Here is a 12,409-nt window from a genome sequence, read left to right as displayed (position 1 = left end):
AATGAATTAGGAAGAAAAATTAAGTTTGGGAATATGTCCCCTCAAAAATAGATGCATCTCTCCTTTTAACACTCTCATGACTAACAAAAAACCACTCAATTGAGTGGTTTTTTGTTAGATTCAATGTTCTAATATTTTCTTTTTCGTTTATTTTAAAGTCCGTACAATATACACTTCATCGCAAAAGCCTTTTAAGCCATTATAGATCCGTTGTGCACGTGTTTTCTTCTTGCATAAAGCAAAAACGGTTGGACCGCTACCGCTCATTAACGCTGCATCTGCTCCATATTTCATCATACGATCTTTGATTTGTTGAATCACTGGATGACGCTTGATCGTCACACCTTCTAACGCATTACCGATTTTTTCAGTCATTAACTGATAGTCATCTGTCTCAATCGCTTGTTTCAACCCATGAATATCGGGATGCTGAATACTATTGAAGGACAAACTGCCAAAAATCGAACTCGTTGAAACACTCATTCTAGGTTTTACTAAAACGACCCAACATTGCGGCATGGATGGTAAAAACTCGATCTTCTCTCCACGCCCAGTAACAAAGGCTGTACCACCATGGATACAATAAGGAACATCTGAACCGATCTTGCTACCTAGTTCAGCTAGTTCTTCTAAAGACAATCCTAAGTTCCACAAACGGTTCAAGCCACGTAATGCAGCAGCACAATCACTACTACCGCCAGCCAATCCAGCTGCTACGGGTATTCTTTTTTCTATATAAATTTTAACTCCTTGAGTAAGATTAAACGTGTTCTTCAGCAATTCCGCTGCCTGATACACATGATTTCTTCGATCCACTGGTAAAAAGGAGCTATCTGTTTCGATCACTATTTCGTTTTTCGGCAATACCTCAAAAGTCAGCCGATCCGCTAAATCTACACTAGCCATGATCATTTCTAACTCATGATAACCATCGTTTCTTTTATAGAGAGCATCCAACCCCAAGTTGATTTTTGCGGGCGCTTTTTCTATGATTTCCATTATTTTCACCTATCTAATCCCATACCTAACCGTCTTCACAATCTTTTAAATTCTAACATATGTTGTTGGAGAAGTATATATTTGTTGAAAATTTGATATAATTTCCAAACGTTGCATGAGCGAGGTTGGGACAGAAGTGTTTATTTCCGAAGGTGTTACCGTTTATTCACCCTCCCATCGTTACAACCCCTCATATATCAATGATTTTTTAATACTTAAACATTAAATATAGCAGAAGCATTTTTTACGTTCAGTTTAGGGAATTTTTTTGAATAAAAATGAGCTTTTTCTTTATTTTCGTCAATAAAAGAACGGTGGTTATTTAACTATCATTCTATCAAACAAGTTTTTTATCTTAAAATACTGAAAAATAATGACAAAATTGAACAAACAAATTAAATAAATAGCGCTATACTCTTTTTGTTCTCATGACGATGAGGATTAAAAAATTAGTTTTTAAATAGGAGGAATAAGTATGAAAAAAAATCTTTTACGTGTAACCTTAGCTACATCGATTATTCTAGGTGGATCAGGAATTTTTACTGCTCAAGATGCATCTGCTCATGGTTATATTTCAAGTCCACCATCAAGAGCTTACTATGGGGCACTTGAAAAAAATACGATTGGGTATCAAGCCGCACAACAAAAGTACGGCGCAGTTATAAACGAACCACAAAGTTTAGAAACTGGAAAAGGGTTCTCAAAAAATTTTGGAATCAATTTATTTCCATGGGAAACGGGTGCTTCTGGAAATGGACCTGCTGACGGAAAGATCGTCTCTGCAAATGATGCATTAGGCAGTCAAATCAGTATTCAAAAAGAGAATTATTGGAAAATGAACGACATAAATACAGGTAAACTGGATATTACTTGGCATTATACAGCCACTCATGCGACAAGCCGTTGGACCTATTACATCACAAAAAATGGCTGGAATCCAAATAGCCCAATTAAACGCAGTGACCTTCAATTAATCAAAGATGTTCCATTTACTGGAGCGCAAGCTAATACTAGCTTAACACATACGGTGGATATTCCAGCAGATCACAAAGGTTACCATGTTATTTTAGGGGTTTGGGATGTAAGCAATACAGGAGCTGCTTTCTATCAAGCTGTGGATGTAAATATCAAAAATGGTACCGAAACAACTCCTCCAAAACCTGAAAAAGCGCCTGCCACTCCAACGAATGTAAACGCAACGGAGATAACAACTACTTCTGCAAAATTAACATGGGTAAAAGTAGACAATGTACAAGAATATAACATTTATAGAAATAATAATAAAATTGCAACAACGTCAGCAAACACCCTCACCGACGAAAACTTAAAAGAGAATACAACCTATAATTACCAAATCGAAGCAGTTGGTACAAATGGACAACTATCTGAAAAATCTAATACAGTGACGATCCTAACAAAATCTGCTGAACAAAAAGACAACCAAAATCCAACGGTTCCCGCCGGCCTACACACAATGGAAATAACTGAAACTTCTGTTACCTTAATGTGGACAAAATCAGAACACTTTTTAGGAGTCAAAAATTATGAAGTGTATCGTGACGGGAAAAAAGTTACGACAACTGCAAATACAAATTTTAAAGATACAGGATTACAAGCCAACACGACTTACGCGTATACAATAAAAGCCTTCAGCTTAGGCGGAAACCCATCACAACTTAGTGAAAAATTTTCTGTCACAACTAAAAAGGCAGCAGTAACTTCTGGAAAATCAACTTGGGATAAAACAAAAGTGTATAATTCTGGGGACGAAGTTTTCTATAATGGCTTAAAATATCAAGCAAAATGGTGGACTCAGAATGAGAAGCCTGACGAATCAGATGCTTGGAAATCACTCTCTAATACTGCTGTAGAATGGAGTGCAAAAAAAGCTTACAATGCAGGTGAACGTGTGATTTTCCAAGGAAAAACATACAAGGCAAAATGGTGGATCAAAGGTGCTCAGCCCTCAACCTCAAATGTTTGGGAATTAGTTTAACGACCTATCGTATCCTTTTATAAATTTAATCAACAAAAAATCCTAGCCAAAAGCAGTTTCGCTTTAGCTAGGATTTTTTTGTCTGTATTTATAAGCAATCAAAGAATTTTTCTTCTATTTTTAATGTAAAAAAAATACAACTGGAAACATAGATTTCACGCCTTATCAACCTATATACAATCGTTTAGTAATATATCACCTGAAATGATGATCGTACGGGTAGCCATCATTTTTTCAGCTAATACATCTGGTTGTTTTTGTTCTTCTTTAACCTTTTCTTATTCACTCATCTCTTATTCTTCTTTGTGTATCTAGCGAAAGTCTGGCATAATTTTAATTTGTACACAAATTATGACATGAGCGATTTAGCTACCATTCATCAAAAAAGTAGAGCTAAAGCGAAAACGCTTTAGCTCTACTTTTAAAAAATCAACTAAATTCTTTAGACTGCTTCACTGACAAATTCAATCTCTACTGTGCGTGTTAACACATCAGAATAACTATAAGAAACTCGTTCAAATGAGTTTTCATCTGGATCTAAATCTACAACGAAGACAGATGGATATGTTTCTGTCAAAATACCGTTACGTTCTGTTTGACGCTTTCTGCCGGTCTGAGCAACTAATGTGATTTTGCTGCCGATACGACATTCTAGATCTTTTTTAATGGAAGCTAAAGTTGTTGGCATTGCATTCACCTCATTTTCCATTGTACCACATATTAATAAAAATAACAAGTTTACCATAGCAGAAAATGAAATGCAACTAATTATAATTTATAAATGGATAATTATTTAATGTGAAAAATACTAAAATTCTCATTTAATCATAAATAATAGCTTTCAATTTCTTTTTTGCTCGATCATAAGCACTTCTAACCGTAACCTCGCGGCTATCTGTGGCTTTAGCAATCTCTTCTAATTCTTTGCCACTCATATACTCTTCAAATGTCGTTCGTTCAAATGGTGACAGCACGATCGGTAGTTGTTCTAATTTTTCCCGTATGATCATTTGCTCTAATGCATCTCCATCTTCGATTCCTATATAATCAAAAAAAGCTTCTCCCTGATTTTCTATTTTTTGATCTAAAGAAATGGACTGTGTATCGATTGTCCGTTTGAGCGCACATTGCTTTCTGATCAAACTACGAATATGATTTTCAAAATTTGACCTAAAAAATTTTCCAATAGAAACATTATGCACTTCTTCATATTTTTCTAGTGAACGATGAAAAATGATCCGACCTTCTTGTAGCCAATCTTCTCGATCAAAATCCTTCAGGTAATACTTTTTTTGAAACTTGTACACCACCGGATGATATTTTCGATACAGACGGTCAAATGCTAATGGATCTCCTTTTAATACAACTTCATACTTATTCATCAACAACATTCTCCTTCCAAGCATTCTACCAAAATGCTTGGAAAAATCGTACCATTGTTTTTTGAAAAAAGGGAATAAATTCACAATTAATCTTTCTTTTTGGACAATTCGTCCAATTTATCGGACAGTTTTGACAATTGTTCTAAATTCCACGGAGAATTTCGTCGAAAATCTTGAAAATGGATATCCGTTGCATGAACTGCTATCGTACGTTCTGTTTTTTGAACATTTTTATACAATTCATTCGCTGATGCTCGTAAAGCGCCTTTTGAAAAAACCAGCCATTGCTCTGCCAAGTCACTCGTTGCAACCGTCACTTGAGTCAATCGATCATTTTTCTCTCCTGCAATCCGCTCAATATAACTATCTGCAGTCTCTTCTTCTTTCGTGAAAACTACTGTTAAATGGTATTTTTTATACGTTTGCTGAATTCCAGGAACTAACTGCGCATCAAAAACCACAATAACATCCAAATCTTCGTATTTGGCATAATTAGATAAACGCTGCAGTAATAATTCTCTAGCATCTTCAAGTTTATTTTGATTTTTTAGCTGAACCAACTCCGGCCAAGATCCGATCATATTATAACCATCAACGATCAATAACTGTTTTTTCATTCTGCTTTGTCACCTTCTTTATACAGTTGCTGAGACAGAAGATTAATACCAACATTACTTCTATCTCGCCATTAAACTAACGATTTAAAGAGGATTTCGTCCACGATAAGCTTCATACATCAACAAACCAGCTGCAACACCCGCATTCAAACTTTGAACATGCCCGCTCATCGGAATCGTCAATAGTTCATCTACTTCTTTATGCAGTCCCTGACTCATGCCACGGCCTTCATTACCAATGATCAAAGCAATCGCGCCTTGGCTATTCCATTTACGGTAATCCGTGCCTTTCATATCTGTTCCGAAAATCCAGAAACTATTTTCTTTAAGCGCTGCAATACTTTGCGCTAAATTTGTTACACGAGCAACTGGGATATACTCGACTGCACCAGTTGAAGCTTTCGTCACAACTGGCGTAATTCCAACTGCACGGTGTTTAGGAATAATGATCCCATCTACGCCAGTTGCATCAGCTGTTCTCAATATCGAACCAAAATTATGCGGATCTTCTAAACTATCTAAAATCAAGAAAAATGGTGTCTCTGTCTTTTCTTTCGTACGATCAAGTAATTCATCCAACGTTAGGTATTCATACGCTGTAATCGCCAATACGATCCCCTGATGGACACCATGATTGGTCATTGCATCGAGTTTTTGCTTTGGTACCCATTTTACAGGTACAGCATTTTCTTTTGCTAGTAATTTTAAATGTTCGACTTTCTCACTTTTGCTATCTTCTTGAAGAAATAATTTATTCCCTCGACCTTGCTGAATCGCCTCTATCGTTGCATGATTGCCAAAAACAAAGTTGTCTTCGATCTCTTCTTGGGAGACTTCACGCTCTTTTTTTACTGGTTCTTTTTTAAACGGCTGATTTTTTTGCGGCTTGTTTCCCTTAAAAGGACGTTTTTTATCATTTCTCATTTTTTTCACCTACTTTTTTTATACACCAATCGATCAATTCTTCCAAACGTTCCGTTTGTTTAGTAAGGTGCAGATAGCCCATCAACGATTCAAATCCAGTTGCAATTCGATACGTTGTGATATCAGCATTTTTCGCAGACGTATGGCTTTTTGCATTGCGGCCGCGTTTGTACATTAATTCTTCACTTTCTGAAAGTAATTTTTCTTCCAACATTTCTTGAATCAAAAAAGCTTGGGCTTTTGCTGAAACATAATGTGTTGCCATACGGTGTAGCGTATTTGGTTTGGTTTGTCCTTGTTCCACTAAGTAATCGCGGATATAAATCTCATAGATTGCATCTCCTACATAAGCCAAAGCTAAACCGTTTAATTGAGTATAATCTCTCATTCACTTCTTCTCCATCTAGTTCCTTGTGCTGTGTCTTCCAAGGTTATTCCTTTGTCTTTTAATAAATCACGAATTTCATCACTACGGGCAAAATCTCGGTTTGCACGTGCTTGATTACGTTCTTCGATCAACTGATCAATGTCGTCATCTAGCAACTCTTCTGATAAAAAGAAAATACCAAAAATACTTAACCATTGTGTAAACTGTTCTAGCGCTTTTTCGATTACCACTGCTGATACAGCCTCTTGCTCACTGTATTGATTTAGCCATTTCGCCATTTCATACACCACAGTGATTCCGTTTGCTACGTTAAAATCATCATCCATTTCAGTTGTGAAACGTATTTCCAAATCTGCTAATTCTTGTAACTTTTGAGTATCTTCGTCACGTTCTGTTACTGCATCGGTTTTTCTAAAGGATAGATTCTCAAACGCATTTTTTAATTTTTGTAAATTAACGCCTGCTTCTTTCATCGTTGTTTCACTATAACGAATTGGGCGGCGATATTGTGTAGTAGCCATAAAGAAACGCAAGACTTGAGGGTCGACTTGCTTCACTAGTTCATGAACTGTTACAAAGTTTCCTAGTGATTTGCTCATTTTTTCATCGTCTTCACCAATCGTGACAAAACCATTGTGCATCCAGTAATTGGCGAATTTTTGACCTGTTTTTGCTTCGCTTTGCGCGATTTCATTTTCATGATGAGGAAACTCTAAATCTTGACCGCCACCATGAATATCAATTGTATCACCTAAGTGTTTCGTTGCCATAACAGAACACTCGATGTGCCAGCCAGGACGACCAGCTCCCCACGGAGAATCCCAAGAAATTTCGCCTTCTTTTGTACCTTTCCACAACGCAAAATCTAACGGATCTTCTTTCAGCTCTTTTTCTACGCCTGTCCGTTGACTAGCACCAACTTCTAATTCATCGATCGATTGATGGCTAAGTTTTCCATACCCTTCAAACTTGCGTGTCCGATAATAAACATCGCCTTGCGATTCGTAAGCATAGCCTTTGTCGATCAATGTTTGGATAAAGGTTAAAATATCCGGCATGTGATCCATTACGCGTGGGTGAAGTGTTGCTGGTTTTACATTCAAACTATTCGTATCTTCTTCAAATGCATGAATAAAACGATCTGCAACTTCTGGTGCTGTGATGCCAAGGTCTTTCGCAGCTCGAATAATTTTATCATCTACATCAGTAAAGTTTGAGACATAATTTACTTCATAGCCGCGGTATTCTAAGTAACGTCTGATCGTGTCAAACGCCATCGAACTGCGAGCATTGCCGATATGAATATAATTGTAGACTGTTGGTCCGCAGACATACATCCGGACTTTTCCTTCTTCTATTGGTTGAAATACTTCTTTTTCTCTCGTTAATGTATTATAAATTTGAATCATACGCTACCTCCAATTTTTTCTCCTTTAATCCTGACAATTTTTGCCGGGATTCCGACGGCTGTTGCATCATCTGGAATATCTGTTAAAACAACGGCAGAAGCACCTATTTTGGCTCGTTCACCTATTGTAACAGGTCCTAATATTTGAGCATGTGCATGGATCATCGCACCTTTTTTGACAGTTGGATGTCGTTTTCCAGTATCCTTACCTGTTCCGCCTAATGTCACACCATGAAATAACACAACATCTTCTTCGATTTCTGCAGTTTGACCAATCACAACGCCCATACCATGATCGATAAAAACACCGGGTGCGATCGTTGCTCCGGGATGGATTTCAACTCCTGTTAAAAATCGCCAAAACTGCGCGTGGATCTTCGCTATTAAAAACAGCCGATGTCTATATAAAAAATGAGAAAAACGATGCCAAAACAACGCATGCAACCCTGGATATGTAAGCAATGCTTCCAATGTTGAACGTGCAGCTGGATCATTGTTTTTGACTGCCCTAACAGCTCTTTTTAACCAACTCATATTTTTGCTCCTTTCGTTTGATTTTAATCATAAAAGCTTAGCAAGCCCATTCAGTTCTTTTTTTCTGGAGGCCTATTGATACTAAAGAAATAAACGCCTTTTAAACGAAGTAACTTCGTTTAAAAGACGCTTATGCGTGGTTCCACTTTTTTTCACAGGTTTCCCTGCCTCAAAACAGATAACGGTTGTTGGCCGTTTTCAGCTACGTATCGCTGAAACTATTCAAAGATGCATTTCAAAAAGTGCTGACAACTGTTTTCACCATCCACAGTCTCTCTAAAGACAAACGCTTTTTTACTTCTTCTTCTCAACATATTTCTATTATAAAACGTTATTTAAATGATCCAACGCTTTTTCTTTCCCTAAAAGTTCAATTGTATCGCCTAATTCTGGCCCATGCATTTGTCCTGAAACAGCTACACGGATCGGCATAAATAGATTTTTACCTTTAACGCCTGTTTCTTGTTGAACCGCTTTGATACCTGCTTTAATACTTGGGACATCAACCACGTCCATCGCTTCTAGTTGTGCTTTGAAAGCGGCTAAAACAGCAGGTACAGTTTCTCCAGCTAAAACTTCTTTCGCTGCATCGTCTAAGACTGGATGTTCATTGAAGAATAATTCAGATACATTAACGATTTCTGCAGCATAGCTCATTTGTGGTTGGTATAAGCTAACGACTTTTTTCAACCATTCTAATTTTTCGCTACTTGGTTGCGCTTCGACTTTGCCTTCGGCTACTAAATATGGAAGACACATATCCGTTAAGACATCTAAGTCTAATTGTTTCATGTATTGGTTATTGACCCATTCAAGTTTCTTCCCATCAAAAGCTGCTGGTGATTTGCTTAAACGTTCTGGATCAAAGATTTTGATCAATTCTTCTTGTGAGAAGATTTCTTCTTCTCCAACTGGTGACCAGCCTAATAAAGCGGTAAAGTTGAACATCGCTTCTGGTAAATAGCCAAGTTCACGGTATTGTTCGATAAATTGTAAAATTGATTCATCACGTTTACTTAATTTTTTACCTGTCTCAGAGTTAATGATCAAGGTCATATGGCCAAATTCTGGTGCTTTCCAGCCAAATGCTTCATAAACCATCAATTGTTTAGGCGTATTGGCAATGTGATCGTCGCCACGTAAAACATGGGTGATTTTCATCATATGATCATCCACTGCTACAGCAAAGTTGTAAGTTGGCATACCGTCACGTTTTTGGATAACAAAATCGCCGCCAATATTATCTGATTCAAAAACGATTTCGCCTTTGACCATATCTTCAAATGTATAAGATGTATTTCTTGGTACACGGAAACGAATAACTGGTTTCAATCCTTGTGCTTCTTTTTCGGCTTGTTCAGAAGGTGTCAACTCTGAACATTTACCTGAATAATGAGGCATTTCGCTGCGAGCACGTTGCGCTTCTCTTTCAGCTTCTAATTCTTCTTCAGTACAATAACATTTATAAGCACGATTGCTTACCAACAGTTGATCGATCAAAGGTTGATAAATTTCGCCACGTTCTGATTGACGATAAGGACCGTACTCACCTGGTTTTTCAGGAGATTCATCCCAATCCATCCCTAGCCAAGCTAAGTTTTCTAGTTGGCTTTTTTCGCCATCTTCAATGTTTCTCTTTTGATCGGTATCTTCAATACGAATAATAAAATCACCATCATTATGACGGGCAAATAAATAATTAAATAAAGCCGTTCTTGCATTTCCAATATGCAAGTGTCCAGTTGGACTTGGTGCGTAACGTACACGTACTTTTGTCATTGTGCATTCCTCTTTCTATTTATCAAGTAAAGCGACCGCGATCGCTCCCATACCTTCTTCTTGACCAATAAAGCCCATTTTCTCCATCGTCGTTGCTTTTAAATTGATTTGATTTGTTTCGATTTGACAGGCTTTGGCGATGTTTTCTTTCATCTGTTCTAAATAAGGTTTCATTTTTGGTTGTTCTGCTAAAATTGTACAATCAATATTGCCAATAGTAAAGCCACCAGTTAAAATTTTTTGATTTGCTTCGTATAATAATTTCATTGAGTCCGCATCTTTAAATTTCGGATCTGTATCAGGGAACAAATGACCAATGTCGCCAAAGCCAGCAGCGCCTAACAGCGCATCCGTAATTGCATGCAACAATACATCTGCATCCGAGTGTCCTAGTAATCCTTTTTCAAATGGTAGTTCCACACCACCGATGATCAATTTTCGTCCTGCTACCAATTGATGAACGTCAAATCCTTGCCCGATTCTTATCATATTTTTTCACCTAGCTTCTTTTTCGTTTCACGATTGCTTCGCCAATCAGCATATCTTCTGGCGTGGTCAATTTAATATTTTCATAACTACCCAATACCATTGAGACAGGTAAATGACTATATTTTTCAATAAGTGATGCATCGTCTGTTCCTAAATATTCTTCTTGTTGGGCACGAACATGAACTGCCAATAAATCCTCCCCATAAAAAGCTTGCGGCGTTTGAATTTGCCATAATGTTTCACGTGGAACTGTCTCTTGTACGATTCCTTCAATCACTCGTTTGATCGTATCTTTGACTGGAACACCTAAAATTGCAGCTCTCGTTTCTTGTACCTTTTGGTGTAATAATTTCAATTGTTTCAAAGTGACAAATGGTCTTGCACCATCGTGAACCATCACAATATTTTTTTGATCAAGTAATGCTTTTAACCCATTATAAACACTGTATTGCCTTTCACAACCACCAGAGACGATCGTAATTTGACAGTTTTTTTTCTTTGTTTCTTTTTTGACCATTGCCGCTAATAAATCTTGTTCCTCTTCTTGCGTAACCAAGACAATGTGTTTACATGCAGGATCATTTAAAAATGTATTTAATGAATAAGAAATAACTGGCTTTCCAATTAAATGCAATAAAATCTTATTTCGGCTGGCACCCATTCTCTTACCTTGTCCAGCAGCCAATAATATGACTTCATAATCCAGTGCTTTGTTTCTATTTTCAGCTTTTTTCATTGGCTCTATGTTCTTCTTTACTCTCGTCGATCCCACGACCTGAGTGAGCTGGTTTAGCAAAAATCATCCGACCTGCTGCCGTCTGCAATGCGCTTGTTACAACTACTTGAATATGTTCGTTCATGTAATGCTGCCCATCTTCAACTACAACCATTGTGCCGTCATCTAAGTAAGCCACACCCTGTTGTCGTTCTGTACCAGCTTTAACAACCATCACGTTCATCGTTTCACCTGGAATCACAACAGGTTTTACGGCATTTGCTAAGGCATTAATATTCAATACCGGAACATTTTGAAACTCAGAAACTTTGTTCAAATTATAGTCGTTTGTTACAACTACACCATCCAATAATTTGGCTAATTTAATCAGTTTACTATCGACTTCTGAAATATCTTCAAAATCGCCTTCATACATTTCAACTGAAATCCCATCTTCTTTTTGCAGTGCATTTAAAATATCCAAACCACGACGTCCACGAACACGCTTTAGACTATCACCAGAATCAGCAATGTATTGCAGCTCATACAGCACAAAATTCGGAATCAAAATAACCCCTTCTAAAAAACCAGTTTTAGCAATGTCGTAGATTCTACCATCAATGATCACACTTGTATCCAAAATTTTGTATTTATGAAAATGATCCTCGACTCTACGATCTAGTACTTCGCCTTCATTTTCAACCTGAATTTTCTTTTGCTTAGGAGTGAAGATTTTGCGCCACTCATCAATACGAGTTGTTCCCATACGAAATCCAAGGTAACCAAAAATAATCATGACCAAAATCGGTAATACACTATTTACAAACGGGATATTCAAGTTGTACATTGGAATCGAAATAATCACACCAATGACCAGACCAAGAATCGCACCGATACTACCGAATAATAGATACGTCAAACTCATTTCATTTAATGCTGCTTCTACTTTTTTTACAGCTGAAACAATATACTTCGCTAACCCTAACGATAAAATAAAGAAAATAAGTGCACCAATCAAACTGTTAGTAAAGTTATTGTTCAGCCATGTATTATCTGCCTGTTTCGCCATGTCCCAAGCCATCGGTAATAATGAGATACCTAAGCTTGCACCTGCGACGACCATCAGCAGTGTGATGACACGTTTCTGCATAGATTCATCCTCCAATATAGTCATACTT

The 12,409-nt window shown here is 37.2% G+C and carries 13 protein-coding genes and 1 other annotated feature; of the genes, 1 reads left to right on the top strand and 12 read right to left on the bottom strand.

Annotation, left to right across the window (positions count from 1 at the left end; all coding sequences use genetic code 11):
• Positions 1-147: 147 nt before the first annotated feature.
• On the bottom strand, positions 148-999 hold the full coding sequence (gene ispE, locus IGJ02_RS00650) for a 4-(cytidine 5'-diphospho)-2-C-methyl-D-erythritol kinase (RefSeq protein WP_430602815.1): 852 nt from the start codon (positions 997-999) through the stop codon (positions 148-150).
• Positions 1,000-1,474: 475 nt separating this feature from the next.
• Between ispE and IGJ02_RS00645 the strand changes: the two genes are divergently transcribed.
• A complete protein-coding gene (locus IGJ02_RS00645) occupies positions 1,475-2,995 on the top strand; it encodes a lytic polysaccharide monooxygenase (RefSeq protein ID WP_430602813.1) in 1,521 nt (506 codons plus the stop codon).
• Between the two features lie 442 nt (positions 2,996-3,437).
• On the opposite strand, the gene IGJ02_RS00640 is transcribed toward IGJ02_RS00645, so the two are convergent.
• The 11 genes from IGJ02_RS00640 to IGJ02_RS00590 form a co-directional block, all read right to left on the bottom strand.
• Entirely contained in the window at positions 3,438-3,683 is a 246-nt protein-coding gene (locus IGJ02_RS00640; protein WP_010761984.1) for a Veg family protein, read from the bottom strand.
• Between the two features lie 133 nt (positions 3,684-3,816).
• A complete protein-coding gene (locus tag IGJ02_RS00635; RefSeq protein ID WP_430602812.1) occupies positions 3,817-4,377 on the bottom strand; it encodes a sigma-70 family RNA polymerase sigma factor in 561 nt (186 codons plus the stop codon).
• An 86-nt stretch (positions 4,378-4,463) separates the two neighbouring features.
• Positions 4,464-4,994 carry an NYN domain-containing protein gene (locus tag IGJ02_RS00630; RefSeq protein ID WP_010761986.1) on the bottom strand — a complete coding sequence of 177 codons (531 nt, stop codon included), beginning with the start codon at positions 4,992-4,994 and terminating at the stop codon, positions 4,464-4,466.
• 84 nt (positions 4,995-5,078) lie between these two features.
• Complete coding sequence (gene rlmB, locus IGJ02_RS00625) at positions 5,079-5,918, bottom strand: 23S rRNA (guanosine(2251)-2'-O)-methyltransferase RlmB (RefSeq protein ID WP_430602811.1); 840 nt, start codon at positions 5,916-5,918, stop codon at positions 5,079-5,081.
• The gene (locus IGJ02_RS00620) at positions 5,908-6,306 is read right to left on the bottom strand and encodes a Mini-ribonuclease 3 (RefSeq protein ID WP_010761988.1); all 399 of its coding nucleotides are present in this window, start codon (positions 6,304-6,306) and stop codon (positions 5,908-5,910) included. Before IGJ02_RS00620 ends, rlmB begins: the two co-directional genes overlap by 11 nt.
• Entirely contained in the window at positions 6,303-7,715 is a 1,413-nt protein-coding gene (cysS, locus tag IGJ02_RS00615) for a cysteine--tRNA ligase (protein WP_430602810.1), read from the bottom strand. The genes IGJ02_RS00620 and cysS overlap by 4 nt, the downstream gene beginning before the upstream one ends.
• A complete protein-coding gene (gene epsC / locus IGJ02_RS00610) occupies positions 7,712-8,248 on the bottom strand; it encodes a serine O-acetyltransferase EpsC (RefSeq protein ID WP_430602809.1) in 537 nt (178 codons plus the stop codon). Before epsC ends, cysS begins: the two co-directional genes overlap by 4 nt.
• A gap of 119 nt (positions 8,249-8,367) precedes the next feature.
• Positions 8,368-8,568 (bottom strand) — a binding site (T-box leader).
• A 1-nt stretch (position 8,569) separates the two neighbouring features.
• Complete coding sequence (gene gltX, locus IGJ02_RS00605) at positions 8,570-10,027, bottom strand: glutamate--tRNA ligase (RefSeq protein ID WP_430602808.1); 1,458 nt, start codon at positions 10,025-10,027, stop codon at positions 8,570-8,572.
• A 15-nt stretch (positions 10,028-10,042) separates the two neighbouring features.
• Positions 10,043-10,516 (bottom strand): 2-C-methyl-D-erythritol 2,4-cyclodiphosphate synthase, encoded by a 474-nt coding sequence (gene ispF, locus IGJ02_RS00600; protein ID WP_010761992.1) that lies wholly within the window; start codon positions 10,514-10,516, stop codon positions 10,043-10,045.
• Positions 10,517-10,526: 10 nt separating this feature from the next.
• Positions 10,527-11,252, bottom strand: coding sequence for a 2-C-methyl-D-erythritol 4-phosphate cytidylyltransferase (gene ispD, locus IGJ02_RS00595; RefSeq protein ID WP_010761993.1), 726 nt, complete (start codon positions 11,250-11,252; stop codon positions 10,527-10,529).
• Positions 11,239-12,381: a PIN/TRAM domain-containing protein gene (locus IGJ02_RS00590; RefSeq protein WP_010761994.1), complete on the bottom strand. Its 1,143-nt coding sequence runs from the start codon at positions 12,379-12,381 to the stop codon at positions 11,239-11,241. Before IGJ02_RS00590 ends, ispD begins: the two co-directional genes overlap by 14 nt.
• Positions 12,382-12,409: the final 28 nt, after the last annotated feature.

This window comes from Enterococcus sp. DIV0724b, assembly GCF_050531475.1.
GTDB classification, from domain to species: domain Bacteria; phylum Bacillota; class Bacilli; order Lactobacillales; family Enterococcaceae; genus Enterococcus_L; species Enterococcus_L haemoperoxidus.
Note: the sequence above shows the minus strand (reverse complement) of the source record. Positions and strands in the feature narration are given on the sequence as shown.